Source organism: Streptomyces sp. NPDC040410 (genome assembly GCF_055595715.1).
Genome location: NZ_JBVIVK010000001.1, coordinates 21,064 through 46,969 on the forward strand (window position 1 = coordinate 21,064; position 25,906 = coordinate 46,969).

At 68.5% G+C, this 25,906-nt stretch carries 21 protein-coding genes; 5 read left to right on the forward strand and 16 right to left on the reverse strand.

Translation table 11 applies throughout. The features are described from left to right. The first annotated feature begins 181 nt into the window (after nt 1-181). Complete coding sequence (locus tag ACZ562_RS00105) at nt 182-1,051, forward strand: endonuclease/exonuclease/phosphatase family protein (protein ID WP_471172177.1); 870 nt, start codon at nt 182-184, stop codon at nt 1,049-1,051. A gap of 158 nt (nt 1,052-1,209) precedes the next feature. Here ACZ562_RS00105 and ACZ562_RS00110 read toward each other — a convergent pair whose 3' ends face one another. Beyond that, nucleotides 1,210-2,202 (reverse strand): threonine ammonia-lyase, encoded by a 993-nt coding sequence (locus tag ACZ562_RS00110; RefSeq protein WP_471172179.1) that lies wholly within the window; start codon nt 2,200-2,202, stop codon nt 1,210-1,212. Nucleotides 2,203-2,300: 98 nt separating this feature from the next. On the opposite strand from ACZ562_RS00110, the gene ACZ562_RS00115 reads away from it, so the two are divergent. Beyond that, entirely contained in the window at nt 2,301-3,230 is a 930-nt protein-coding gene (locus tag ACZ562_RS00115; RefSeq protein WP_471172183.1) for a LysR family transcriptional regulator, read from the forward strand. Nucleotides 3,231-3,391: 161 nt separating this feature from the next. Here the strand turns inward: ACZ562_RS00115 and ACZ562_RS00120 are convergent, their stop codons facing one another. The 4 genes from ACZ562_RS00120 to ACZ562_RS00135 all read right to left on the reverse strand — a co-directional run bounded on the left by ACZ562_RS00120 (nt 3,392) and on the right by ACZ562_RS00135 (nt 8,425). Further along, nucleotides 3,392-4,348 carry a hypothetical protein gene (locus ACZ562_RS00120; protein ID WP_471172185.1) on the reverse strand — a complete coding sequence of 319 codons (957 nt, stop codon included), beginning with the start codon at nt 4,346-4,348 and terminating at the stop codon, nt 3,392-3,394. Nucleotides 4,349-4,459: 111 nt separating this feature from the next. Then, the gene (locus tag ACZ562_RS00125; protein ID WP_471172189.1) at nt 4,460-5,365 is read right to left on the reverse strand and encodes a LysR family transcriptional regulator; all 906 of its coding nucleotides are present in this window, start codon (nt 5,363-5,365) and stop codon (nt 4,460-4,462) included. Between the two features lie 440 nt (nt 5,366-5,805). Next, the gene (locus tag ACZ562_RS00130; protein WP_471172192.1) at nt 5,806-7,269 is read right to left on the reverse strand and encodes an amino acid permease; all 1,464 of its coding nucleotides are present in this window, start codon (nt 7,267-7,269) and stop codon (nt 5,806-5,808) included. A 724-nt stretch (nt 7,270-7,993) separates the two neighbouring features. Continuing rightward, complete coding sequence (locus ACZ562_RS00135) at nt 7,994-8,425, reverse strand: GNAT family N-acetyltransferase (protein ID WP_471173906.1); 432 nt, start codon at nt 8,423-8,425, stop codon at nt 7,994-7,996. A 418-nt stretch (nt 8,426-8,843) separates the two neighbouring features. Between ACZ562_RS00135 and ACZ562_RS00140 the strand changes: the two genes are divergently transcribed. Further along, nucleotides 8,844-9,260 (forward strand): acyl-CoA thioesterase, encoded by a 417-nt coding sequence (locus ACZ562_RS00140; RefSeq protein WP_471172194.1) that lies wholly within the window; start codon nt 8,844-8,846, stop codon nt 9,258-9,260. Nucleotides 9,261-9,411: 151 nt separating this feature from the next. Then, the gene (locus tag ACZ562_RS00145; protein ID WP_471172199.1) at nt 9,412-9,774 is read left to right on the forward strand and encodes a hypothetical protein; all 363 of its coding nucleotides are present in this window, start codon (nt 9,412-9,414) and stop codon (nt 9,772-9,774) included. Nucleotides 9,775-9,856: 82 nt separating this feature from the next. On the opposite strand, the gene ACZ562_RS00150 is transcribed toward ACZ562_RS00145, so the two are convergent. The 7 genes from ACZ562_RS00150 to ACZ562_RS00180 form a co-directional block, all read right to left on the reverse strand. Beyond that, on the reverse strand, nt 9,857-10,798 hold the full coding sequence (locus ACZ562_RS00150) for an ornithine cyclodeaminase family protein (protein WP_471172202.1): 942 nt from the start codon (nt 10,796-10,798) through the stop codon (nt 9,857-9,859). Further along, complete coding sequence (locus ACZ562_RS00155; RefSeq protein WP_471172203.1) at nt 10,795-11,928, reverse strand: pyridoxal phosphate-dependent aminotransferase; 1,134 nt, start codon at nt 11,926-11,928, stop codon at nt 10,795-10,797. The genes ACZ562_RS00150 and ACZ562_RS00155 overlap by 4 nt, the downstream gene beginning before the upstream one ends. Further along, a complete protein-coding gene (locus ACZ562_RS00160; RefSeq protein ID WP_471172207.1) occupies nt 11,925-12,575 on the reverse strand; it encodes a helix-turn-helix transcriptional regulator in 651 nt (216 codons plus the stop codon). The genes ACZ562_RS00155 and ACZ562_RS00160 overlap by 4 nt, the downstream gene beginning before the upstream one ends. A 51-nt stretch (nt 12,576-12,626) precedes the next feature. Next, complete coding sequence (locus tag ACZ562_RS00165; protein WP_471172211.1) at nt 12,627-13,199, reverse strand: hypothetical protein; 573 nt, start codon at nt 13,197-13,199, stop codon at nt 12,627-12,629. Nucleotides 13,200-13,781: 582 nt separating this feature from the next. Then, nucleotides 13,782-16,421 carry a WD40 repeat domain-containing protein gene (locus ACZ562_RS00170; protein ID WP_471172214.1) on the reverse strand — a complete coding sequence of 880 codons (2,640 nt, stop codon included), beginning with the start codon at nt 16,419-16,421 and terminating at the stop codon, nt 13,782-13,784. Nucleotides 16,422-16,628: 207 nt separating this feature from the next. Next, entirely contained in the window at nt 16,629-17,195 is a 567-nt protein-coding gene (locus ACZ562_RS00175) for a response regulator transcription factor KdpE (RefSeq protein WP_471172217.1), read from the reverse strand. Between the two features lie 468 nt (nt 17,196-17,663). Then, nucleotides 17,664-18,620, reverse strand: coding sequence for a LysR family transcriptional regulator (locus ACZ562_RS00180; RefSeq protein WP_471172220.1), 957 nt, complete (start codon nt 18,618-18,620; stop codon nt 17,664-17,666). A 270-nt stretch (nt 18,621-18,890) separates the two neighbouring features. On the opposite strand from ACZ562_RS00180, the gene ACZ562_RS00185 reads away from it, so the two are divergent. Continuing rightward, nucleotides 18,891-19,643, forward strand: coding sequence for a gamma-glutamyl-gamma-aminobutyrate hydrolase family protein (locus tag ACZ562_RS00185; RefSeq protein WP_471172222.1), 753 nt, complete (start codon nt 18,891-18,893; stop codon nt 19,641-19,643). Between the two features lie 277 nt (nt 19,644-19,920). Here the strand turns inward: ACZ562_RS00185 and ACZ562_RS00190 are convergent, their stop codons facing one another. The 4 genes from ACZ562_RS00190 to ACZ562_RS00205 all read right to left on the reverse strand — a co-directional run bounded on the left by ACZ562_RS00190 (nt 19,921) and on the right by ACZ562_RS00205 (nt 25,900). Continuing rightward, on the reverse strand, nt 19,921-22,230 hold the full coding sequence (locus ACZ562_RS00190) for an ATP-binding protein (RefSeq protein ID WP_471172225.1): 2,310 nt from the start codon (nt 22,228-22,230) through the stop codon (nt 19,921-19,923). A gap of 163 nt (nt 22,231-22,393) precedes the next feature. Further along, a complete protein-coding gene (locus tag ACZ562_RS00195; RefSeq protein ID WP_471172228.1) occupies nt 22,394-24,748 on the reverse strand; it encodes a helix-turn-helix transcriptional regulator in 2,355 nt (784 codons plus the stop codon). Nucleotides 24,749-24,884: 136 nt separating this feature from the next. Then, the gene (locus tag ACZ562_RS00200) at nt 24,885-25,409 is read right to left on the reverse strand and encodes a hypothetical protein (protein WP_471172231.1); all 525 of its coding nucleotides are present in this window, start codon (nt 25,407-25,409) and stop codon (nt 24,885-24,887) included. Then, the gene (locus ACZ562_RS00205) at nt 25,406-25,900 is read right to left on the reverse strand and encodes a winged helix-turn-helix transcriptional regulator (protein ID WP_471172235.1); all 495 of its coding nucleotides are present in this window, start codon (nt 25,898-25,900) and stop codon (nt 25,406-25,408) included. Before ACZ562_RS00205 ends, ACZ562_RS00200 begins: the two co-directional genes overlap by 4 nt. Nucleotides 25,901-25,906 lie beyond the last annotated feature (6 nt).

Below are 25,906 nucleotides of genomic sequence, written 5' to 3' on the forward strand. Positions count from 1 at the left end.
TTCCACGGAAGCCGCCAGCCACCATGGCATGGGAAGCTCACTGGAACGACGCCGCTCCCATTCGGTGCCTCCACGGTCCGCAGGACGTCGGTCGGTGGTCAGGACGCCGTCGTCGCGGCGGCGCAGGCTGAGCTGGGGCGGCGGTTCACCGGCTGGGCCCGGACACACGGAAGGAACGCATGTGGGAACAGGCCGGAGTGGGGACGGGTCGATCGGGCTCGCGTCGCTGAACGTCTGCTGCGGACTGTCGAACCCGCTGCCTCCGACACGGGAACGAGCCGCCGAGTTCTGCCGGCTCCTCGAAGGGGCGGGGGTGGACGTCGTCAACTTCCAAGAGGTCTGGACACCGGGACTGCTGCGCTTCCTGCACCGGCAGCTGCCGTCCTTCCCCTTCGTCGCCCGCGCCACCGGGATGCTCGGCCAGCCGGCCGGCGGTCTGGTGTCGTTCTCCAGGCAGCCGGTGCGGTCGGTGGCGTACCGGTCGTTCCGCGGCGTGCGGCCGCGGTCCGGCGGGCCACTGTTCCGCGCCGCCCTGACCGTCGGCAGTGCCCTGCAGGGTGTGCTGACCTTCCGGCTTCCGGACCTGCCCGCCCTGGTCGGCAACGCTCACCTCACCGCCAACCGGGACGGCGACTGGTCGGCCGGCAACCGCCACGAGGCCCTGCAGGCCGGCCAACTGGCCAGACTGCACCAGGTACTGCGACGAGCAGGCTGTAGCGACGGTGAACTGGCCATCGTCAGCGGTGACTTCAACGTCCCCAGCAGTTCCTCCTTGTACTCCGCGGTGGTCGACGGCGGTGCGTGGCGGGACGCTTTCGCCGCGACCGATCAACCGACCTTCCACCCCGAACTGCTGCCTCCCGGCGCCTCCGCGCACCGGGTCGACTACCTCCTTGTGACGGGCGATCCCGGCCGTCACCCGGTCACGACGGCCGAGGTCCTCCTCGCTGACCGTGTCGCGTTGCCTGGGAGCGGCACGGCCTTCCTCTCGGACCACGTCGCGCTGCTCGCCCGTGTCGCGCTCGCACGCCGGGCCGCGTCGCCACACTGACACCAACGCCGTTCAGTGGGATCCCGCCACCGGATCGCCCATCGGTCAGGTTCCCACCGGTCACACCGGCCCGGTGCAGGGGAGGTTCACGGCCGCGGAAACGGCCGCGACGTCGCCGTCACGCCGATCAGGGCTGGCGACGCCGACAGCGTCGGCTCTCAGCCGAGCACGGTGGCGAGGGCCGGCAGCGTGATGTTCCGGCCCGAGACCACGGCTATCGCACGCCCATGGGGTGTGACCTTGCCCGCCAGCAGTGCGGCGGTGGCAGCGGCTCCCGCCCCTTCGGCAATACAGCCGCGCTCCGCGGCGAGATAGCGGATTGCCACGCGGATCTCGGCTTCGCTCACAGTCACCAGGTCGTCGACGTACCGGTCGATGAGGTGGGGAGTCACCGCACCGCGTTCGATGTTCCCGGCCAGGCCGTCGGCCAGGCTCTTGCCGATGCCGACCGTCACCTGGCCACCTGCGGTGACGGCTGCGCTCACCGCCGTGGAGGCCTCGGCCTCCACACCGACGATCCGCACGTCTGGTCGGGTCGAGGCCCACAGGCCCAGACCGGCGGCGAGACCTCCGCCGCCGACGCCGCAGACGACCGTCATTTGCGGTGGCCGTTCCTTCAGTTGGGCGACGAGTTCGAAGCCGATGGTTCCCTGACCGGCGATCACATGCGGATCGTTGTAGGGGGACACGTAGTGGGCTCCCTCGGCTGCCAGTTCCAGCGCGTGTGCCTCGGCCTCGTCGAACGAGGTGCCCCGCTGTACGAGGTCGATGCCGAACCTCCGTAGCAGTGAGATCTTGGCGGGTGAGGCGTTTTCGGCGACCACCACGGTGGCGGGGCGGCCCAGGGCCTGGGCCGCATAGGCGACCCCCAGTGCGTGGTTGCCCGCCGACGCGGCGACCACCCGGGTTCCCTCCTCGACCGCCGACAGGGCGCTCAGCGCTCCGCGGACCTTGAAGGAACCGGTGGGCTGGAGCGATTCCAGCTTGAGCAGGAAGTCCGCTTCGGATGGCCCGTCGGTGCCGCGGTCGACAGGAGTGGGCCGGAGGTGGCCACGGACGGTACGCCAGGCCTGCTCCAGATCGAGGGGCGAGGGCGTGCGCACGGTGCGCGGGGCCGCCGCTCTCAGCGGATCGGTGGGTGAGGGAAGCATGGAGTCTCCCGGGAGTTCGTGGTGCCGTCGAGCAAGGCTCCACCGCCACGAGCCCAGGAAGAAGACGCGTGCCCTTCACCTGAGCGTAAGGTTCTCTTATGCTCGATCCCCGCAAGCTCAGCCTGCTCAGAGACGTGGCGCGCACCGGCTCGATCGCCGGCGCCGCGCAGCGGGCCGGCTGCACGGCGTCAGCGGCCTCTCAGCAGTTGTCGGCGCTGGAACAGGAACTCGGTGTCACCTTGCTCGAACGATCGGCGCGTAGCGTGCGCCTCAGCGAGGCGGGTCGGGTCCTGGTCGAGCACACCCACCGCGTGCTGGCGGAACTGGAGGACGCCGCGCAGGCCGTGCACTCCGTGTCCGGCCTGCGCGGCGGAAGGATCAGCGTCGCCGCGTTCAGCACCGCGACAACCGCTCTGGTCGTCCCGGCGCTCGTCGCCTTCCGACGCAAGCACCCCGAGGTACGCGTCTCCTTCACCGAGGCCGATCCCGAGGACTCCATCCCGGCTGTCGCGGCCGGTGACGTAGACCTGGCCGTCACCCACCAGTACGGCGGCCTTGCCCGACCCGACCTGCGCGGATTGAGTCAGGTGCTCCTTCACCGCGACCCGCTGCTGGTTGCGGTACCCCCACACCTTCAGCGCACCGGGCAGGCGACCGCGCGCCTGAGTGACTACGCGCAGGAGACCTGGCTTTCCACCCTGCCGACCGAGGGCTTTCAGGCTGTTACCGAACTCCTTTGCCGCGCACAGCACTTCGAACCCGACATCGCCTACCGTTCCGATAGCTACGATGTTCTCCTGGCGCTGGTGGCGGCCGACTTCGGCGTGGCCCTCATCCCGGAGATGGCAGCTGTGTCCCGTGCCGGCGTCAGCTTCCTCCGCGTGTCCGAGCCTGCGGGGATCGCCCGCGATATCCACATCACCACACGGGCTGCTGACACATCCCAGGCAACTGAGGCTCTTGCTGGTCTCGTTCTGCGGCGTCGGACCCATGTCGCCGGCAGAACGGGCGTGGTTGGGGCGCGGTGATCCTTGTTCGGGGCCGATCGCTTCGCGGCTGCGATCGCTCGGTACCGGAACTCGGACCGGACGCCCTGCCCGCGCACGGGGCGGTGCTCGCGGCTTCCCGCAACAGGCCTTGACTCAGGCAGTCGGGCTTGCGTCCCAGCTCCGGACCACCGAGTCGGCCTTCAGACCGCCTGACGGCGTCTGACCCGTTCCGTCGCCCTGGTGAACTGCGGCACGGCCTCCCCTGACGTCTCCCACGGCCACGACGTCACCACGCCATCGAGAGCCTGGAAGGCGGCTGTCGCTTCCGAAAGCCGATCTGCCTCGACCAGTGCGTAGGCAAGCGTGTTCAGGTCGGCGAGTGCGGCCGCGTGCTGCAGAAACCCGGGTCTGAGCCACAGCTGTGCCGCACGCTCCAGCACTGCGGATTCCCATGGCTGCTCCCATGAGGAGTGGGATGTCCAGGCCTGCACGCCGCCGCGCAGAACGACCTTCACATGACGCCGCACCACCGCTGTCAGGGCGAGACCCGCGGTGGGCGCATCGGCCGGCGCGCGATCCTGAACCGTCTCGACGAATTCCATCCACTCCAGATGCGAGCCGCATTCCTCCGGCGAGAGGTAACCAAGCATTTCCCAGTATGCGTGGCGGTTCCAGGGGTCTCGCTGGACTGCCTCGTTCCAGACACTGTTCGTTTCCGAGAGTGGCCGCTGAAGCAGGCGCAACAAGGCCAGCAGCACCACCCACGGTGTGGGGTCTTCGGGGTTCTTCGCCGCTGCCTCGTGGCAAGCCTCTGCGATTTCCGGTGCGTCCGGCACAGAACCGTGGTGACGGCCTCTTACGACGTCCACCCAAGCCTTGAACAGGCGAGCTTCTCCGTCATTCGGCTGACGCCTCAGCCACTGCTCAGACAGTTGCCGTTCGGCCACCGCCTGCCCAAGAATCGCCAGACGATGAGCTTTCCGGTCCCAGTCCTTTCGTGCGTCGGCGTCCCGCAGGACTGCCGCGATGGCGTCCACTTGGATATCGACCATGTTCGGCGTGGGCAGCCGAACGAGAAGCTTCAGAACCTTGCCCAGTTCTTTGTCATCAAGCTCCGGGAGCAGGCGCGGCTTTGAACGGCGGGAGAGAATCGGCACCCACGCAGCCTATTGCCGTACGCCATAAATCGGGTCACGGCCTCCCAAACCGTTACCAGGCGATGCCCTACTTATCCGTATCGTGAGACACTCCACAGGGCCGGACCGCCGTCACAGCACCAGCTGATCAGCTGCCTGGAGCAGTGCCTGCCGGGCGGCTTTGACGGTGGGATGGTGGCCGCTTCCCCGGCGTACGACTGTGAGCAGCCTGCGCCTGTGATGGGCCCCCGGCAGCGGCTGCACCGGGACGGTCAGCCGGCGGCCGTGCCACACCAGGCCCGGAAGCAGCGCGGCCGCATGGCCCTGTTCAGCCAGTCGCAGGTGCAGAAAGTGATCGGTGGACTCGTAGCGTACGTCGGGCTCGAAACCGGCTTCGCGGCACAGTGCCATCGACCAGCGGCGGGCTATGGTCCCCTCCGGCTCCATGATCCACGGCTGCTCGGCGAGTCTACGCAGCGCCTCGGCGGGATCGGCCGCGTCCTCGATGTCCGGATGGGCCACATGCAGGGTGTCGTCACACAGGTCCTCCTGCTCGACCTCCGCGGGCCGTGGGCTTGGGATACCCGGGTACTCCACGTCGATGATCAGGTCGAAGTCGCGAGCGAGCAGTGCCGAGACAGCGCTTTCCCGCTCCATCTGTGTGAGATGGACCCGCAGCAGCGGATGGGCGGTGTGCAACAGGTTCAGCGCGTTGGGAACGAGGGCCAGAGCGGCACTTTGGAAGGAGGCGATACGCAGCGTTCCGGTCAGATCTGTCAGGGACGTCGCGATGTCGGCCTCCGCCTGTTCCAGCCGCTCCAGCACGGCCTCGGTGTGCGCCACGAGTATCTCTGCCTGTGGCGTGAGGCGTACGCGCCTACCGACGTGCTCGAGCAGGGGGACACCGGCCTCCGATTCCAGCAGCGACAACTGCTGGGAGATGGTGGACGGGCTGTACGACAGGGCAGCGGCGACAGCAGCCAGCGTGCCGCGGTGCTTGAGCTCTCTGAGGAGTCTGAGCCGGTGAAGATCGAACATGTCAGCGCCTGAAACCGTTGGCTTTCTCATTGGCGAAGTTGTTCCGTAGGCCCAGGCGTTGAGCCCGTTCGAGCCTCGTGGTCGAGTCGTGCTGGCGGCGGTTGCAGGGGTCAGCGCCGCGGGTTCCTTTTTGATGGGCGTACTGAGGGTCGGCGTGCGCATCGCGACGGACGGGTGGCCGTGGTGAAGCACACCCCGTGGACGCCGTGCCGTACGTCTCCAGGGCCGGTTCGGCCTGCCGGCCGGCTGGTGCGTAGGGGCTGGACGGCCACGGTTCCCTGGGCGCGGTCGGATCGTAAGGCGACATGTTCGCCGTTGTGAAGCGATGCGGCGTACACGATCAAAGCTGTCCATGGCCGGCAAAGGGGCAGGACCGCGTCAGGCAGGCGATGTCACGGACGACCGGAGCCTGGGCGGGCCCGCCCCCACGGGTGTCTGGCCTACGACCTGCCCTGGGCGTCCTCTGCGGCCTTCCGCAGGCCTGTCACACGGCCGCGGACGCCGAACCACCCGACGACGAGTGCTCCGACGATCAGCGGCAGGCACAGTACGGTGGTGCGTCCGGGACCGCCGTCGGCGTACATGAGGACCAGGACGGAGGCGAGGAAGCCGAGCGTGACGATCTCGGTCCACGGAGAGCCGGGCAGCCGGTAGCCGGGACGGGTCAGCTCGCCCTTCTGGGTCTTCTGCCAGAACAGCAGGTGGCAGACCATGATCATGCCCCAGGTGGCGAGGATGCCGAGCGCGGCGAAGTTGAGCACGATCTCGAAGGCCTCCGCCGGCACGACGAAGTTGAGGCCGACGCCGAGCACGCAGATGCCGGTGGTCAGCAGGATGCCGCCGTAGGGGACCTGGGTGCGGCTCATCACGCTCGTGAACCTGGGGGCGGAGCCGGACATCGCCATGGAGCGCAGGATGCGGCCGGTGGAGTACAGGCCGGAGTTGAGCGAGGACATGGCCGCGGTCAGGACGACCAGGTTCATCACACCGCCCGCCGCGGGGACGCCGATGTTGGAGAGCACGGTCACGAAGGGGCTCTCGCCGGCGACGTACTTGTTCCAGGGCAGCAGCATCGACAGCAGGATGACCGAGCCGACGTAGAACAGGCCGACGCGCCACATGATCGAGTTGATCGCCTTCGGCATGATCTTCTCGGGGTTCTCGGTCTCACCGGCCGCGACGCCGACGAGCTCCACCGCCGCGTAGGCGAAGACGACGCCCTGGATGATCAGCAGCATGGGCAGCAGGCCGTTGGGGAAGACGCCGCCGTGGTCGGTGATCAGGGCCGGTCCGGGGGTGTGGCCGTCGACGGGGTGCTGGGTGACCAGGAGGAAGATGCCGATGCACATGAAGACCACCAGCGCGCCGACCTTGATGATCGCGAACCAGAACTCCAGTTCGCCGAAGAGCCGCACCGAGATCAGGTTGACGGCGAGGACGACCGCCAGGGCTATCAGCGCGATCACCCACTGCGGGATGTCGGAGAACATGCCCCAGTAGTGGGTGTAGGTGGCCACCGCGGTGATGTCGGCGATACCGGTGGTGGCCCAGTTCAGGAAGTACATCCAGCCCGCCGTGTACGCGCCCTTCTCACCGAGGAACTCCCGGGCGTACGACACGAAGGCGCCGGACGAGGGCCGGTAGAGGACGAGTTCGCCGAGCGCGCGGACGACGAGGAAGGCGAAGACACCGCAGACCGCGTAGGCGACGAACAGCGAGGGACCGGCGTCGGCGAGGCGGCCGCCGGCGCCGAGGAAGAGGCCGGTGCCGATGGCGCCGCCGATGGCGATCATGTTGACGTGCCGGGACTTGAGGGACTTGCTGTAACCCGCGTCTCCGGCGTCGACACGACGCTGGTCCGACTCGGGCGGCGCTGCGGGCTTCAAGAGAGGCTGCTCACTCACGCCTGCGTCTCACTTTCCATGATGGATTCGGCACGGTCCGCTGGTTTCGGTCCGCCCGAAGTTCGGTCAGGTGGCCTCGACTGAGTCGAGGGTGGGTTGTTCGTCGACCGGTGTCGTCCGGTGCGCTGCGACCACCTACGGGGAAGGCGCCCGCTCGCCGTCACCTCGGCCTCGGTGCGCACTCCCGGATCCGCGGGAGACGACGTGAGGCTTGCCGCCTGGCCCCAGACGGCTTCCCCCGCACGACCTGTCTGACTGACTGACAGGCTTCATGACGACAGTCCTCCGGGTCGCTGGACGTTGTATGCGGCTGGCGCGTGACGCACGGTCTCCGCATGAGCGGTGAGGGTGGCACTTCGGGTTCCGACACACCCGTAACTAAACCGAACATGCGTTCGTTCGTCCGGGATGGGTGATCAACCCGGGGCTACTGTGCCGACCGGTCCACGCTTTTACCAGCGAAGATTTCCGATCGTTTTCCGTCGATAAAACCGAATGTTCACCTGGCGCCCGTGGCCCCGTGCACTAGCCGGCCCCGCGCGGGTCTGGACCGGAGAGCGGTGACGGCCGGCACGGTACTCGGCCTGGTACTCGGCCTCTCCCCCAGGAGGTCAAATCGGCCGGGGCCGGAGCCCCGGAGCGATGGGATTTATCCACGAACTGCACTCGGAAACATTCGCCGAAACAGACCTGTTGAAGACTGGTCCAGCACGTTTGGGGGAGCTCACTGCTCCCCGAACGTCATCCACTTCTCCGGCTTCTCCAGCGATGCGAAGCCCACCTTCGCATAGACTGCGTGCGCGTCTGCCGTGGCCAGCAGGATGCGCCTCAGGCCGTAGGGAGAAAGGTGGTCCCGGACCGCGGTGGCCAGAGCGGTTCCCAAGCCTTTTCCGCGGGCGTCACGGGCGATGTACACATCGCACAGCCAGGCAAAGGTGGCCTGGTCGGTGACCACACGGGCGTAACCGAGCTGGTCCCCGGAGGCACTGTCGTAGACGCCGAAGTTGAGGGAACAGGCGATGGCCAGGTCCTGCTTTTCCCTGGATCGACCGACGGCCCAGTAAGCATCCTGCGACAGCCACTCGTGGATCAGCGCGAGATCGAGGCGTGCAGGGTCGGTGGATATCTCGAAACCAGCAGGAAGCTCAGCGTTCATGGCCGCATTAAAGCAGTTCACGCCACTGGCGCAAGCTCCTCCAAGGGCCGCTTCCTGGCCGGTGTCACCCACGCCACACCTCGCATCGGAGTCCCTGCGCACCACTCACTTGACTGCCCTGGATCGAGTAGTTCCACGGCGCCGTTGCGGGCCCGTGTGAGAGCCTTCCCTCCGGGGCGGACGTGAGCTATGGCTGGAAGGCCGGACCGGGTGCCAACGGCTTCTCCAAGTTGAGTAGTTCTACAGATGTGGCCGGGCGGAGAAGCACGGGATGATTGCCCGCGGCCGCCGCCGCTGAGGGCGGTGACGAACGGGGACATCAGCCAGTCGCACTGCCGGCTGGCCGTTTCTCGGCCGTGTCGCGGCGGGGTGCCGACACCGTGAACCCGCGCACTGTGCCAGACGGAGAACACTGCACATGACTCACCATTCATACCCCTGCTCTGTCCGGTGGTCGGACATGGATGTCTATGGGCACGTCAACAACGCCGTCTTCCTCACGTATCTGGAGGAAGCCCGCAGTGACATGCTCGGCTTCCATGCCTCCATGGCCGGGGTGGACACCTTCGCGGCAGGCTGCGTGAGCGTCAGACACGAGATCGAGTACAAGACTCCCCTGGAGTGGCGCGAGTCGGCCGTCACCATCGAGGTCTGGGTCACCGGCCTCAGGGCGGTCTCGTTCAACCTCGCGTACGAGGTCAGGGACGAGAAGACGCTGTACGCGAGAGCCGCCTCCACCATGGTCCCCTACGACCTGAAGGGCAGGCGCCCGCGGCGCCTGACCGAAGCCGAACGGGCCTATCTGACGCGATTCCTGGACCAGCCGACCACCTGACCCGGCCGGCCGCGCATGAGCGCGCGCTTCTCGTGGCGCGGCTCGCCAGGCCCTTGTTGTCAGGTCGCGGTGGTGGATCCCACAAGCGACGTTGCGTTGTCCTCGAATGGGAAGGTCGATGAATCGTAGGTTTTTCGTCTCCGGTCTGGCGTTGCTGGTGATCGCCTTGATCTGCGCAGCCGCGAGCGTGCGGGCCGACACGCTGGTCGATGAGTCTCAGTGGCGCCTCGACAGAGACATCACGACAGCCGAGCGGGCCTTGCGTGCGTCGCGCGGTGCAGAAGGGGCGAGGCAACTCGCGCTCCTGCGCGAGTGGGAGAGCTCGCGCCGATGGGCCGAGTTGAACCTGGCCGACGTGGACGAGTGGGAACAGAAGCGGTTGTGGACAGCCGTGGGTGCCGGTGTGGCACTGGTTTCAGGGTCGGTGCTTCTCCTGAAGAGCCGCCGCCGGAACACGGCGCCCGGAGTACCTTCTCCCCAGACCGGGCTGGAGCAGGCTCATCGGACCCCGTGACCTCCTGCGCAGAAGGAGCGGGGGTAGCGCACAAAGGGCAGTCGGCCGGGCCCGTCGTCCGGCGGCTGTCTGCCCCGAGGGGCTACGGGGCGAGTCCGCGTAGGACCGCCGTGGCGAGGGCAGCGTCGAGTGCGCCGACGCCGGTCAGGTCTGCGACGGTGATCGCCTCGTCCGGACGCTCGAAGGGCCTTTCGAGCAGGAGGCCGGCGGGGATGTCGCTGGTGGTGGTCGTGGCTCCGGCGCGGACCGCGTGGCCGAAGTCGCCATGGTCCACGCACTGCTCGTGGTCGTCCGTCGCGATCACTGCGGCGCGGGCGAAGAGCGCCGGGGGGAGCTCGTTCTTGTGGGGCATGTCCGTGCCGATCCCGGTCACGTGCGCGCCAAGGCGGACATGGGCGGCCTGCAGGACCGGGGCGGTGGCCGGCGTAGTGGTGATGACCATGTCGGCGCCCGCGGCTTCTTCGGCGGAGGCGGGCCGGGCATGACGGCCCCGCGCGTTGAACTCCTCACACAGCGCTCGGGTGTTGCCAGGGCTGCGTCCGTGAACGAGTACCGTGCTGATCGGGCGGAGTCCGGCCAGCCATTCGACTTGGAGCCGGGCCTGTTCTCCGGTGCCGAAGACGGCCAGGGTCGCGGCGTCCGGACGGGCCATGGCGTGGGTGATCAGTGCGCCCGCGGCCGCGGTGCGCCAGGTGGTCAGCAGGCCCTGGTCGTCGAGGATCGCGCGCACCTGGCCCGTTCGGGCGCTGACAACACACACCAGGCCGTTGTTGGACGGCAGGCCGGCCTCGGGGTTGCGGTAGAAGCCGGTGGCGATCTTGACAATGAACTCGGGGGCTCCGGTGACCCAGCCGGCCTTGACGTGGCAGTCCCCGTCGGCGTCGGGGAACTGCATGTGCAGCGGTGGGGGCACGGCGGTGCGTCTTCTGGCGTGGGCGATCAGTGCCTCGCGGACGGCGTCGAGGACCAGGTCCGCGGTGGCGACCCGCTCGATGACGGCGGCGTCGAAGAGGGGCGGGGTCACCGCTGTGCCCGCATCCACTGCGCGAAGGCGGCAAGGCCCTCTTCCGGGTTGCGGCGGCCGATGCCGATGCGGAACCGGTCGACGGGTGTGGGGTTGAGTTCGGAGCGGTAGATGCTCGCGGGGAGCAGCAGAACGCCGGCCTCGTCCACGAGACGAGTGCAGACTTCCTCCACGCCCTCCGCGCCGAGGTAGCGGGGGTAGGCCACGCAGCCGCCGTCCGGCGCCTTCCACTCGAAGACATCCGCGAACTCGGCGAAGAACGCTTCGAATACCGGCAGGTTCTCCTCGATCAGGGCACGGTTGCGGTCCAGGATCGGCTGCCGGGCCTTGAGCGCGATACGGGCCAGAACCTCGCTGGGGGCGGAGTTGCAGATGGAGGTGTAGTGCTTGGCCCGCTCCAGCCGGGTGAGGAGGTCCCGGTCGCGGCAGGTGATCCAGCCGATCCGCAGGCCCGGCAGGCCCAGGGCCTTCGAGGTCGCGTTCAGCGACAGGGCGCGCTCGGACAGGTCCGCGGCCTGCGCGAGGGTGCGGGCCGGATCACGTTCCAGGCCGCGGTAGACCTCGTCGCTGAACAGGTGGATGCCGCGGTCGTCGCAGAGCCGCGCCAGTTCCGTGAAGTCCGCGACGCTGACGACCTTGCCGGTGGGGTTGTTGGGGAAGTTCACCGACACCACCCGGGTGTTCGGCCGGATCGCTGCTTTCACCTGATCCAGGTCCAGGGCCCAGTCCCGGTCCGGGTCGAGAGCGACGCCGGTGACCTCGCACAGGGCCAACGGCACGGTCTCGGCCGCCTGGTAGTTCGGGGTCACGACCACCGCGTGGTCGCCGGCGTCCAGCAGCACGTTCATCGCCAGATACAGGGCCTCCTCGGCGCCCGCGAAGCAGATGACGTCAGCGGCGTCCGCCTGCTCGTACGTCTGGGCGATCACCTCGCGCAGCGCCGGATCGCCGTAGGTCTCGGTGTAGCCCAGGGACAGGTTCTCGAACGTGGCGCGGTCCTGGTCGTCAGCCAGCGCGAGCAGCTCGCTGAGCGACAGGGTCTGGACGTCGGAGGCGGTCAGGTGGTGGCGCGCCGTGAACTCCCACCGGGAGAAGTGGGTTTCGAGGCGGAAGTCAGGAAGCCGGGTCACAGCGTCGGGTCCTTTGTGCTGGGTGCTCTGAGTTCGGTCAGCAGGCTGTAGAGGGTGGATCGGGAGACGCGCAGGGCGTTGGCGACGATGGGAGTGGCGCGGCGCACGGCGAAGACCTTGGCCTCCTCCAGTCGGGCGAGGACGGCCAGGCGGTCCTGGCGGGTCAGGCGCTCCACCGGGCGGCCGCACTCGCGCACGTACGCGCCGACGACGTGCTGGACGCGCTCGCTCCAGTCCTGTTCGAACAGCGGCTCCGGGCGGGAGACGGTCGGAGCGCCGAATGCGGACAGCACGTCCGCGGCCCGCTCCAGCGGCGTGCGGTCGAGGTTCACGCACAGCACCGCCGAAGCCTTGCCGTCCGGGTCGCGCAGGACCGCGCTGACCGACGACAGGCGTCGGCCGTCCGCGAGCAGCTTCTCGTACGGCCCGAACACGTCCCGGGCCGACGGATCGAGCGAATCCAGCTCGCCGAGCAGCGACGGGTCCCCCGGACCGCGTGACGACATCGGATTCCAGATGGCCAGGATCCGGTCGGTGTCCGGATCGTGCAGGACCACCTCGGCGTACGGACCGAGCAGCAGCGCAACAGCCCGGCACGCCGGTGCCCACGTCCGCACCCGAGGGTCGGAGCTCTCATCCGCAGTCATGCTCGGACTATAAGTCCAGGCTGGATAGAATGTCCATGGAGCTGATGCGTGTCAGGCGCTGTGCTTGTCATCGGGCATTGCGCTGTCGAGCACGGCGTTCAGTGCCCGGCGGTCGAGATGGTGGACCTGCCCGTGTGGCACCGAGACATGGACTCCGACCCAGCAGGGGCGGGGGCTCGTCACGGCGAGCTCTACCGCCAAGGGGTGCTCGCAGATCCCGACATCGGGGCGGCGGCGCAAAGCGGTGTCGATCGTCTCCCCGGTGAGTTCCTCGCCCTGGTGCCAGAGGGCCACGGGCCCGACTGACCGCCAAGCGTTCACGGCGCCCAGTTCGGCGAACTCCACCATGGCATGCGGGGCGCTGCCAAGCAGAGCGAACAGTGCTGCCTCGGCCGCGTGCCCCGCGGTCAAGGTGTCGTGTGCGTGCCCGGTCCGAACAGCGGCCTCGTCCCAGCGGTCGACCGTCCAGCGCACGCCGCAGAAGGCGTGCACCGGCCACAGGATTTCCACAGCGATGTCGTGCTGAGCCGCCCGGGCGACCTGATTGACGGCCTCCAGCGCACGGACACGACCCTCCGCGAGGGTGACCGTCGCCGCCGTTTCCCACCTCCCGTCAGCAGCCACCTGCAGTACGGGCGGTGTCTCTGAGGGCACTGACTGCCCAAGCACCGACCACCATGGTTTCGCACTGTGTTCCGACACCACGTCATCGTCTCCTCGGCGCTGTGATCTTCGCAGTCCGGTCGGCGCGCGGTCGCGCGCCGCAGCTGCAGCTCGTCGATGAACCACTGGACGGCCGATCACCGACACTCCCGGTGCGGTCTTGAGTAGTTTCACCGATGCCATGCAGGTGGCCGGGAGCGCAGGATTGTCGTCCGTGGCCGCCGGTGATGGAAAGGCCGCGCCCAAAGCAGCAGGGCATTGGCATCCCCGGCCAATGCCCTGCCCCCCTTCACGGGGCCGTGCTTGAGCGACCGGCACCATGAAGGCGTGCGCTTCCGGTTCCACGGGCGAGGAAGGCGACGTACCCGGCAGGCCCCCGCAGAGTCGGCCTGCCGGATACGGGGGCACAGCAAGGGGAACAGGGTGGAGACGATCCGAGGTCAGGGCCGGGACCGTCGAACTGTGCCGACACGCGCCGGCGGGACGGGCTGACTGCCCAGCAGCGGACGGAAGGAGCTGTCCGTGGTGCCGCCGCGCCCGGCGTCATCGCCCGGCACGGCGCACACTCGCGATGTCCGTTCCGAAGGCGACCAGGAGCTGCCCGTCCGGAGCGGTCGTGAGGGCGGAGACCGGCAGCGGGAGCACATACGCCGTCTCGGTCTCGTGGCCGGTGCCCGGTTTCCACAGCCGTACCCGGTCCGCTTCAGCGGTGACCGCGACCGGTTGTCCGTCCTTGGAGCTCACGATGACGGTCTGGCAGCCGGTGGCGGTGTCGAGCGCCGTGGAGGCCGTCTCCTGCCGGGTGGTCAGGTCCCACAGGCGCAGTGTCCTGTCCCGGCTGCGGCTGATCGCGACGGGGCCGTTCTCCGTGTGGAGGGCATCTACGGAGGTCACCCAGTCGGTGTGTCCGGTCAGGGGTTCCCCGGTCTGCCGGCCGGTGCTCAGGTCCCACAGGCGGACGGTCCTGTCCCAGCCGGCGGTGACGGCGATGGGGCGTCCTTCCAATCGGGTCGTGCTGACGGCGGTGACCCTGCTGGAGTGCCCGGTCAGGGGTGTGCCGACGGGTTCTGCGGTTGCGAGGTCCCACAGGCGCGGGGCCGGGTCGGAGCCTGCCGTGACGAGGACGGTCCTGCCGTTCACTTCGGCACAGGCCAGGGCCGTGACCCTGGCGTGCCCGCTCAGGAAGGGCTCCCGGAGCAGCCGGCCGGTGGCCAGGTCGTGGAGGTGGATCCGGGCGTCCGGGCCGGCGGTGATCACCACGGTCTCGCCCTGGAACTCCGCGGTGGTCAGAGCGCGCACCTCGCCGACCGGGTCGGTCAGGGGCGCGGCGGCTTCCCGACCGGTCGTCAGGTCCCAGATCCGCACGGTGGCGTCCGCGCCTGCGGTGATGGCGACGGGCTGTCCGCGAAGGGTGGCGGTGTCCACTGCCACTATCGATCGGGTGTGTCCCGTACCGGGGTGGCCGGCTGGACCGTCAGCATGCTCGAGATCCCAGGTCCGGACGGTGTGGTCCGCTCCGGCCGTGACGGCGACCGGGCGGCCGTCGACGACAGAGGTGGCCACGTCCCAGACCTGGCCGACGTGTCTCGTCAGGGGCGTGCCCTCCTGCTGGCGGGAGTTCAGGTTCCACACTCTCACCGTCTTGTCGAGAGCCGTCGTGACGGCGAGGTCGCGCCCCTCTGCCGCTACGGCGGCGATGGACAGGACACGGTCGGTATGCCCCCTGAGTGCCTGTTCCAGGCAGAGTCCGGTTGCCGTGTCCCGCATCCGGACGGTGTGGTCCTTCTCCGCGGTGAGGATGACGTCGCGGCCGTCCAGCACCGCGCGCGCCGCAGGAGCGTCGGGGCTGACCCCAGGCAGCTGACCGGCGCAGGGGCCGCCGATCGTGCGGTCCGCGACCAGGTCCCACAGGCGGATGTCCCCGCCTGCGGGGACGACCGGCCGGCCGTTCGGCACGATGGTCGCCAGCACGCGCATGCCGTCCTGGTATTCGGAGCCCCGAGTGAGGTCCCACATGCGGAGCGACCGCTCTGCCGCGAGGGTGAGAGCGACGGTTCGGCCCCCCAGCAGTGCGGTTTCTGTTCCCGGCGCCGGTGCGCTGCCCAGGCGGTCGGCGGTCAGGCCGCCGATGAGGTGCGTCTCGTGTGAATCGAGCGTGACGGTGACGACGCCCCCGTCGACCACCGTGATGGTGGTGACGCCCAGCGTTCCCTCTTCTGCCCGCGACAGCACGAGATGGGCTTGAGGATCACCGACGGGGCGGCCCGTGTCCAGGTCCCACAGAAACGGGGAACGGTCGTTCCGCGCCGCCTGCGCGACGGGACGGCCTTTGAACATCACGGCCTTGGCCACGGGAAGGCGCTCCCCCATGCGCCGGCCGCCGGCCAGGTCCCACACCTGCGCCCCGCCGTCGGGTTCCGAAGTGACAAGGACGCGCCGGCCGTTGAGCGTCGCCAGGTGCGTCATGGACGGGAACGCATGTATCAGACCGCCCGTGGACAGACTCCACACATAGACCGTGCGGTCCGCGGATACGGTGACCAGAACCTCGGGCGGGCCGTCCAGCACCCGCATGAACTCGCCGACGGTGCGCCCGGTTTCCAGATCCCACACCAGCACCGTTCCCTCGGCGTCCCTTGTGATGGCTGTCGCCTGCCCATCGCATGTCGCCGAGACCACACCCACCACCTCCGCCGTGTGCGAGGAGACCGGATCGGTGCTGCCCGTCCCAGGCTCGTACACTTGCGTGCCCGTCGTCAGGTCCCACACGCGGAGCGTCTTGTCCCGGCTGCCCGTGACGGCTACGGGCTTCCCGTCCACAACCGCCGTCGCGACGGCTATGACCGGGCCGCCGTGACCGGTCAGGGAACGCAGGTGCCGGTAGTCCATCAGTGAACCGCTGGCCCAGTCCACCATCCATGTGGCAGGAGCCACGTCCGGAAGCTGCGCAGTCGCCAACCGAGCCGCGAGAGCACGGTCGCCGAGCCGCGCCGCGTCCAACGCCAGGACCTGGCGGCGCCGGGCGAGGCTCATCCGCTCATGGACGCCGACCGACGCCCGGTACACCGCGGCCACGAAACGAGATCTCGGATCACGCCCCTTGTCCAGCAGGTCCAGCACCTGAGCCGGTTCGCCGGCAATCAGAAGCTCCGGTTTCGACAGAAGTGCATCTGTGTCCGACACAAACATCCTCGTGAGTGGAAGTCATCGCCGTGGTACCGGACCACCGGCTCCACGGCCGGAACCGGTCCCTTGCCGGTCGTCGGTTCTGCCCTGGCGCGCGGCAGAACGACTTCCGCGACCGGCCACGGGCACAGAACGCCACGGACCCCGGGGGCCGTTCACCGAGAGGAATTGTGCGCGACTGGTGCCTGCTCGGCATCAGTAAAACTACTCAGGTCTCGGGCTGTTCCCGGAGACGGCGAACTCCCGGGCGACGGCACCGCCGGGAAGACGGCCGCAGTTCGTACTCCCCGCCGTGCGTGTCCGGTAGGTCGCCAGTCCCCACTGCTGGTCGACGACGAGTTCGAGGCCCTGTGCGTGAAAGGCGGGCAACAGCCGCTGGATACGTGCCCTGAGGGCCCGCAGGGTCATGGGAAGCCCGGGTGTTCCCAGCAACAGCCTCAGTTGGTGACAGCACACCACGGTCTGCGCGGTGGCCAGCACGTGGAACAGCAGCCGTTGGCTCGCAGTTGCTCTCGCGCAGCCAGTGGGAGGCGGCACGGGTGAACGCCGTCTCAGGTTGGCCCGAATGCGCCAGGTCAGCTCGGCGAGCGGGGCCTGAGCGTCCAGGACGTCGCAGGCCCCCGCGCCGAAGGCGGCCACAGCGTCATCGCTGTGGTCGCGTAGGACGGCCACCGGGGCGACCAGGGACACGGCTCGGACCAGCCGTGTCATGAGGTCGGTGTCTGTCGTTGGCGCGTCCAGCAGGATCATGGCGGGTCTTCGTTCCAGCATGGCCGAGTACGAGGATTCAGCGCCCCATCGAACGACGCCGCCCGGAACGAGACCCGCTCGCTCGAGCCGTGATGTCCGATGTGAGCCGATGCCCTCGACCGACACCATCAGGAACGCAGGCTGGCCCGGTATCTGCATCGAACGGCAGCGTTCGGCATGCTCAGGGAGTGATGTCATGAACAGCAATCCATTGTGAGGGTCCTGCAAACCTGTCAGTGGGTCCTTGCCGGACGTGTAGGGGTCGCCCGGCCATGGGGGAGGCAGCCGGGCGACGGTCAGGAGGAGTCGCGAGCAGTCGGCCGCGGCTGTGGGTCATGCCTGTCTCGGCACGTGCCACGGCGATCGGCCCACGACCACTGTGCCCTCAACACGCGTTCTGCTCTAGCGAGTGTTTCCGACCGATACAGGTGGACGAAAGTGACCGTTTATGGCTCTGTCATGTCCATCTGTGTCCCCAGGTGCCCAGCTTCACTCCTGCGGCTGCGACCGGGCCACCGGCTGGAGCGCGGGGGCTCCTCGTCCGCGCAGGTAGTCGGCCTCCGCGGCGAGCATCTGCTCGAGGGCCACTATGGCGTGGGGTGTGTGACGCGTGTCGAGGCGAACCGTGTAGAGAAAACGCGTCAGTGTCGGATTGGTGAGTGGTTTGGCGACCACGTCGGTGAGCCCACGGGGCAGCGCCAGGCGCGGCAGCACCGCGACGCAGAGGCCGGCGGCCACGAAGCCGAGCACGGTGTTGAAGTCGTCGCCCTCGTACTGCAAGCGGGCTGAGAACCCTGTTGTTTTGGCCATCTGCGACAGCAGTTCCAGGCGCAAGGCCGCTTCTGGGGCGGCAATCCATGTCTCGGAGGCAAGGCTTGCCAGCTCGATGGTGTCGCAGTCCGCCAAGGGGTGAGCCTTGGGCAGCACAGCGACGACGGGTTCTCGGGCCATGAGGGTCCGGCGGAGTGTGCGAGGTGGCGGGAACGGGATGAAGTCGTAGTCGTAGACCACGGAAAGGTGCACGTCACCGCGCTTCACACGGGTGTAGCTGGCCTCGGGCTCGAGTTGGGAGAGGGTGACCTGGACGTCGGGGTACGTGGCGTGCAGTCGCGCCAGAGCCTTCGGGACGATGCTGTTGGCCGCAGAGGCGAACGCCCCCAGCCGTATCTGCCCGGCCGTTCCGGCTCGGACGGCGTCGAGTTCCGATGCTGCGGTTGCCAGGGCTGTGCGGACGCCCTGTTCCGCGTCGAGCAGGATGTGGCCGGCCTTGGTGGGGCGAACCGGCCGGCGTTCCAGAACACGCAGGCCGACTCGGCGTTCGAGCTCGGCGATCTGCTGTGAGACCGCCGGAGAGCTGTAACCCAGCTCGCGGGCGGCCTCGGCGAAGGAGCCGGTTCGGACCACGGCTTCCAGGGTGGCGAGGAGACGGGGATCTACTGTCTGCACCTGATAAGCATGGCTTATCTGGTGCAAAGATGTCATTACTTGTGCTTACCTCTGTAAGGCTGCAGGATTCTGCCGCCGACAGGATGCGAGCCGCACGCCCCCTGCCGCACCCCCCTCCAGTGAAGGCAGCACTCGGATCTCGTGTGCGCCACTTGCCGCTGAACCCTGATGCCTGGCCCCCCGCGAGAGCCGCATCGGGCATCCCGGCCCACAGATGGGGATCAGCCACGACTGTTAGAGGGGCGCCCTGTGCCCCGGAAGGGAAAACGAGTGCAACTGCCGCTGATCGGGCTCTCGACATACCTCGCCGACGCCCAGTGGGAGGAGTGGGCGATGCCCGCCGCTCTGCTGCCGGCCGCGTATGGACAGTGTCTGCAAGCCGCTGGTGCCCTTGCCGTCATGATGCCCCCGGACACGCCGGCTGCGGCTGCCTCCGCCATCGCGCGCGTGGACGGGCTCATCCTCACAGGCGGCGAGGATCTGGACCCCGCCCTGTACGGCGAGCAACCTCACCCGCTCACGGAACCGTCAGTGCCTGTCCGTGACCGGTGGGAGCATGCTCTGCTCACCGCCGCCCTGGAGCGGGGCATACCCGTGCTCGGGATCTGCCGGGGTATGCAGCTGATGAACGTCCACGCGGGCGGCACGCTCATCCAGCACTTGCCGGAGAGAGTCGGACACGATGTCCACACCGGCCGGCCCGGCCTCTTCACCCACCATGTGATCAAGCCGGTTCCGGGCACCCGGGTCGCCGCACTGTCGCCTGAGGTGATGGAAGTGGCCTCTCACCATCATCAGGCAGTGGAGCGCCTCGGCGAGGGCGTGGTGGCATCGGCATATGCGGAAGACGGAACCATCGAAGCCCTTGAACTCCCCGGCAGTGGCTTCGCATTGGGCGTGCAATGGCATCCGGAAATGGGCGTGGACCTGCGAGTGATCGAGGGCATGGTGTCGGCCGCCAGGCAGTCGCCGACATCAGTTGCGTCCGCCGGGCTTCCGACCGGACTACCGCAGGCCATGTAGCCGCAGGCGATTTCGCGAAGCCCCCTGATGCCAGGTTGTCGTCCTGACTGTCACCGGTTGGTTCTGTCGACGGATGTCACTCGGAAACAGTCGCTGGAACATGTCACGTCAGGACGCCACACTGGTCGAGGGGGGTGAGCCCGGGCACCGGCCGCGGGCGCGGGAACGACGCGGCCGGCATGGCACGCCGCGGTAGCCGCAGACCTCATCGTCCGGGCGCCTTCGCGTGGGGACAACAAGGTCAGTCACCAGGCGGGTCGCACCGAGCGGGCAGGTGTCACTGGCGCCGCTTGTCATCTCCCTGCTCGTACACCCAGACCGCGAGTTGGGAACGGGACGTGAAGCCGAGCTTCACCAGGATGCGGGCGACATGGTTCTCCGCCGTCCGTGATGAGATCACCAGCTTCGCGGCTATGTCCTTGTTACTCATGCCCTCGGCGACCAGATCGGCGACCTCCTGCTCCCTCCTGGTCAGGCGGGCGCCACTGTGTTCACCTCTGCCCGTGCGGGGATCCCGGGGGCGCCGCTCCTCCAGCACATAGGCGATCGCTTGCTCGTAGGAGAGTGCGGCACCTCGGCGGTGCCCGTCGGCGAAGTCCTTCGGCGACAGCGCGGCCCGCACGTCCTGCTCGCACCGCCGGTGGGACTCGACGAAGAAGGGAACGGGCAGCAGGGCACCTCCGGCCTTCTCCCACAGAGAAGTGAGGATGCCGAGAAGCTGGGCGGCGCGCCCGTATCTACGGCCTGCTGCCGCGTTCCACGCGAGCAGTTCCACGTCCAGTCCCGTGCCGGGCAGGTCGTTGAGTGGCTGCCGGAGCTGGAGGGACTGTCGTGCCAGTGCTTCGGCGGTGTCGAGGTCACCACGCTTCCAGTGGATCACTGCTTCCGCGTAGCGAGCCTCGGCCGTGATCCAGGTTTCCTCGTGCGCGGTGGTGATGGCACTGCATTCCCGGCACACTGCCAGAGCACGGTCGTGCTGCCCCAGGAGACAGAGCACGATCGCCAGTTTGACCATGGAGCTGGTGGCCCGCTCGAGGTCTCCCAGGGCGAGGTGACGCGCGACGGCGTCCTCGAAGAGAGCCGCCGCTTGCGGCCGGTCGCCGCGGAAGACCGCGATGAGCGCCTGGTGGTGCTGTGCCCAGGCGAGAGCTGACAGGTCGCCCTGCGTCTCGGCCGCCCTGCGATAGTCAGCGAGGGTCGAGAGTCCTTCTTCGACGGCTCCCTGCATGAGGCACAGCACGGCATGATTGCCAAGTGCGTTGGTGCGCTCCGGACTGTCCCTGCTCTCGGCCCTCAGCAAGCGCCGGAGCCAGTACCGTCCCTCCCCCACTGCGCCGAGAGTGAACCACTGGCGTGGTGTGACAGCCATCCGCATGCCGGCTTCCGCCTCGCCGGGCGTGATGAGGCAGTACTCGAGAGCCGCCCTGGCGTTGGCGTGGTCCTCGCGCAGGCGGGCCAGCCAGTCCGCCTGCCGGGGGCCGAACCAATGGCGTTGCGCCTCGGTGGCGAGGTGCAGATAGTGGTCGCGGTGACGGCGCCGCAGAGCCGCCAGGCTCCCGGAACGCGTCAGCCGGTCGTAGCCGTATTCACGGACGGTTTCCAGCACCAGGTAGCGCGGACGCTCGGCGTTGTCCGTCTCTCCTCTTATGACCAGCGACTTCTCGATCAGACCGTGCAGCAGTGCCACCATTGCCTCCCTGGGGAGGTCATCACCGGAGCACACGGCCTGGGCGGCTTCGAGGTCGAAGCCGCCGGAGAACACCGAGATACGGGCCCACAGCTCGCGCTCGCCTTCGGAGCACAGCATGTGACTCCAGTCCATCGCCGCCCGCAGTGTCCGCTGCTGCGGCGGTGCCGCGCGACTGCCTTCGGTCAGCAGGACGAAGCGGTTGTCCAGACGGTCAAGGATCTGCCGTGCGCTGAGGGTGCGCATCATGGCCGCTGCAAGTTCGATCGCCAGGGGCAGCCCGTCCAGACGGTGTACCAGCCGCTGTACCGTACCGGCGTTGTCCTTGGTGAGCATGAACCCCGGCAGAACCGCGGCCGCTCGTTGTTCGAACAGGGACACCGCCGGGTAGCCCGCCAGCTGCTTCGGCGTGAGACTCGTGTCCGGCAGCGGGGCGTCCAGTGGAGGCACGGGGAAGGTGCGCTCACCCGTGATACCGATCACCTGTCGGCTGGTGGCGAGAACACGCAGACCGGGGGCCGCCCGCAGCAGGACGTCGATCATCTGCGCGCAGGCATCCACCAGGTGTTCGCAGTTGTCCAGAACAAGCAGGACCCGTCGTCGGGAGAGATGTCCGGCCACCACGTCGAGGGGCTCGGGCACACTCTGATTCTGCAGCCCCAGCGCTGCGGCGACGCTCTGCGCCAGCAGCTTCGGGTCCCGCACCGTGGCCAGCTCGGCGACGTACACCCCGTCGGGGAACACCCGCGTGAGGGGGCCGGCCACGTGGAGCGCCAGACGCGTCTTGCCCACGCCGCCCACTCCGGTCATCGTCACCAGGCGAGAGACAGTGAGCAGTCGTCGGATCTCGGTGGCGTCGGCCCGTCGGTCGACGAACGTGGTGAGATCGGACGGAACCACTGACTTGCGTCTTTGTTGCACGTTCACACACAGGATCCAAACATAAGAGGTCCTGTGGCTTTCCGGCGGCTCCCGTCAGCTCGGGAACGGAATACCGGCTCGCTGACTGCCTTGGGGCAGTCGGCAGGAGGCGCAACCGTTCGGGCAGCCTCGGCGTGCAGGGTCAACGCACCTGCCGGTGGACATCGGACCGCCTCTCCTCACGCGCCTCGGCCTGCTGCTCACAGGCCCAGACGGCGAGTTGCGTCCGGGAGGTGAAACCGAGTTTCGCCAGGATGCGTGCCACATGGTTCTCTACCGTGCGCGGAGAGATCACCAACTTGGTGGCGATGTCCTTGTTGCTCATGCCCTCGGCGACGAGATCGGCGACCTCCCGCTCCCGTCTGGTCAGTGGACCACCGCCGTCGTTCGGTCTCCCGGCCGGCCTCGGAGCCGCAGGAGTGTCCGTCTCGTTCACCGCCTCCTCGAGCACGTAGGCGATCGCCTCCCGGAACGAGAAGGCGCTGCCTTGGCGGCGCGCCCGGACGAAGAACTCCTCCGTCAGAGCAGCCCGCACGTCCGACTCGCACTGCTGGTGAGGCTTCATGATGAACGGGGCGGCCAGCAGAGCACCCCCGACGGCCTCCCAGAGGGGGGCGAGGATGCCGAGCAGATGGGCGGCACGCTCACTTCTGCCATCGGCCGCCGAGCACCAGGCCATCACTTCCACACACAGGGCAACCCCCGGCAGGTCGTTGAGGGGCAGCCTCAGCCGCAGTGACTCGCGTGCCAGCGCGACCGCCTCACTTCGGTCACCGCTCTTCCAATGGACCATGCTCTGTGTGTAGAGGGTTTCGGCGGTGATCCAGGATTCTTCGTGCGCGGTGGTGATGGCGCTGCATTCCCGGCAGATCTCCAGGGCGCGATCACGCTGCCCGAGGGCGCAGACCGCCATCGCCAGTTTGAGCATGGACGAGGTCTGCCCGATGAGGTCTCCCAGGGCGCGGTGACGTGCGACCGCGTCTTCGAACAGGGCCGCTGCTCCCCGCACATCGCCACGGAGGGCCGCCGCGAGCGCCATGTGATGCTGCACCCAGGCGAGGGCCGTCAGGTCCTCCTGCTGTTCGGCCGCCCGCCGGTATTCGGCGAGTACCGAGAGTCCCTCTTCGACGGCGCCTTGCATGAGGCACAGCAGGGCGTGAGTGCCCAACGCCACAGCGCGTGCCGGGCTGTCCCCGGCGTCGGCCTCCAGCAGACGTGCCAGCCAGTACCGCCCCTCGCCCACGGAGCCGAGAGTGAACCAGTGACGTGGTGTCACGGACAGCCACATGCCGGCTTCCGCCTCGCCGGGCGTGGTGAGGCAGTACTCGAGAGCCGCTCTCACATTGGGGTGGTCCTCTCGCAGACGCGCCAGCCAGTCGGCCTGTTGCGGGCCGAACCAGTGGCGTTGTGCCTCGGTGGCCAGGTGGAGATAGTGGTCGCGATGACGGCGCCGGAGCGCCGTTTCAGCCCCGGTTTCCGCCAGTCGCTCGTATCCGTATTCACGGACGGTCTCCAGCACCTGGTAGCGGGGATGTTCGGCGCTCGCGGTGTCCTGCCTGGTGAGCAGGGACTTCTCGACCAGCCCGTGCACCAGTTTGATCACCAGCTGTCTGGGGAGTCCGTCACCGGAGCAGACCGCCTCTGCCGCATCGAGGTCGAAGCTCCCGGCGAAGACCGACATCCGCGCCCACAGCTCACGCTCGTCTTCGGAGCACAGCGTGTAGCTCCAGTCCATCGTCTCGCGCAGGGTCCGCTGCCGTGGCAGTGCCGCGCGGCTGCCTCCGGCCAGAAGTGCGAAGCGGTCTTCAAGGCGTTCCAGGATCTGCCGCACGCTCAGGGTGCGCATCATGGCCGCGGCCAGCTCTATCGCGAGGGGCAGGCCGTCGAGTCGGTGCACCAGCCGTCCCACTGCCTCGGCGTTGTCCGCGTTGAGCGTGAACCCCGGCAGAACCGACACGGCCCGCTGTTCGAACAGCGAAACCGCCTGATAATCCGCCAGCTTCTGCCAAGGGAGGCCGGCTTCCGGCAGCGGGGCGGCCAAAGGAGGCACCGGGAAGGTGCGTTCACCCGTGACCCCGATCACCTGGCGGCTCGTGGTGAGCACGTGCAGCCGGGGGGCGGCGCGCAGCAGAGCGTCGACGACGCGCGCACAGGCGTCCACCAGGTGCTCGCAGTTGTCGAGGACGATCAGGAGTCGTCTGCCGACGGCGTGCTCGGCCACCACGTCGACAGGTGCTCGTCCGCACTGGTTCTGCAGTCCCATGGCGTTGGCGATGCTCTGCGCAAGGAGCTGCGGATCGCGCACGGTGGCCAGTTCGACGACGTACACACCGTCGGGAAACGACTGCGCGACGAGACCGGCAACCTGGAGCGCCAGACGTGTCTTGCCCACGCCTCCGACTCCCGTCAGGGTCACCAGGCGCGAGACACCGAGCAGGCGTCTGACGTCGGCGATCTCAGTGCGCCGATCGACGAAAGCGGTGAGATCGGCCGGCATCTGAGCCCTGTGAAGTTGATCCGATTTCATGCGGTTGATCCAAACACAGGGCTCAGGTCGACCTGAGGGTGGGCCCGGAGCGGGCGCGGGTTGTGGGGCGCAGGTCCCTGGAAGAGCCGAGGTCCGCTTCGGCCGGTCACGTCTGAGGTGGGTCGGGCCGGAGGGGGCGGCGCGACCGTTCAGGACTCGCCATCGGCATGAAGACCCGGTCCCCGCCGGCCACGACCGAGTCGAGGAACGCGCCGGCGGCCATGAGCACACCGGCGGTGCCCCGTCGTCCCTGTCGGCTCGCAACCCGAGGCCCGAGCACGCGCACGAAGCGGGTGGCCGCCGCGAGCGGGCGCATCATGAGCGTGAGGCGCCGGATGCGGCCCTCGTCGTCGAGTTCGAGATGCTGCGTCTCCTCCAACCGCAGGGCACCGACATGGCCCGCGGCGCGCAGTACGGCGTGCCGTCCCTCCCGGAACTCCGCCTCGTAGCGGATGTCGGTGAACACCTCGAACACGCACATCAGGAGCTCCTGCAGCTCGTGGTGCCCCCGGAAGGTGAACCGGTCGGTCAGGGGCGAGACCAGTTCGACGTCCTCGGACAGTGCGGCCACGGCCGCGCTCGCGTCCCCCGCCTCACCGGCCGCCCGCCATGCCGCGATGTAGTCGGTCATGCCGTTCCCGCAAGGCGCTCGGCGACGACGAGGGTGCCCGGAGCTGCGCGCCCGCCCGGGCCGGGCTGGACCGCAACCCCGTCCGGGCGGACCGCTTCGCCGCACGCGTGACAGGTGACAGACACCTGCAGGATCTCGCCGCAGTCGTGCCGGAACATGATCGGCGGGCCGTCCGGGGAGTGCCAGCGGTCGCCCCACTGGGTGAGCGCGATGAGCACCGGCACGAGTTCCCGTCCCGACGCGGTGAGCGCGTACCGGAACCGCTGCGGTCGCGCTGAGTACTCGACCCGTTCGAGCACTTTGCCGTCCACGAGCCTGTCGAGCCGTTCCTTCAGCAGCGGGCGCGACACACCGAGGTCGCGAACGAGCTCGTCAAAGGTGTCGATGCCGAGCGAGACGTCACGCAGGACCAGCGGGGACCACCAGTCGCCCATGACGGCCAAGGCGCGCGACAGCGAACAGTGGAACGAGGCGAACGAGGCACGAGGCATGGCCAC

Excerpts from the sequence above, each read along its gene's own strand:
- ACZ562_RS00110 (WP_471172179.1), bottom strand. The coding sequence starts at position 2,202 with ATGCTTCCCTCACCCACCGATCCGCTGAGAGCGGCGGCCCCGCGCACC.
- ACZ562_RS00115 (WP_471172183.1), top strand. The coding sequence starts at position 2,301 with ATGCTCGATCCCCGCAAGCTCAGCCTGCTCAGAGACGTGGCGCGCACC.
- ACZ562_RS00125 (WP_471172189.1), bottom strand. The coding sequence starts at position 5,365 with ATGTTCGATCTTCACCGGCTCAGACTCCTCAGAGAGCTCAAGCACCGC.
- ACZ562_RS00135 (WP_471173906.1), bottom strand. The coding sequence starts at position 8,425 with ATGAACGCTGAGCTTCCTGCTGGTTTCGAGATATCCACCGACCCTGCA.
- ACZ562_RS00140 (WP_471172194.1), top strand. The coding sequence starts at position 8,844 with ATGACTCACCATTCATACCCCTGCTCTGTCCGGTGGTCGGACATGGAT.
- ACZ562_RS00160 (WP_471172207.1), bottom strand. The coding sequence starts at position 12,575 with ATGACTGCGGATGAGAGCTCCGACCCTCGGGTGCGGACGTGGGCACCG.
- ACZ562_RS00175 (WP_471172217.1), bottom strand. The coding sequence starts at position 17,195 with ATGCTGGAACGAAGACCCGCCATGATCCTGCTGGACGCGCCAACGACA.
- ACZ562_RS00195 (WP_471172228.1), bottom strand. The coding sequence starts at position 24,748 with ATGCCGGCCGATCTCACCGCTTTCGTCGATCGGCGCACTGAGATCGCC.
- ACZ562_RS00200 (WP_471172231.1), bottom strand. The coding sequence starts at position 25,409 with ATGACCGACTACATCGCGGCATGGCGGGCGGCCGGTGAGGCGGGGGAC.
- ACZ562_RS00205 (WP_471172235.1), bottom strand. The coding sequence starts at position 25,900 with ATGCCTCGTGCCTCGTTCGCCTCGTTCCACTGTTCGCTGTCGCGCGCC.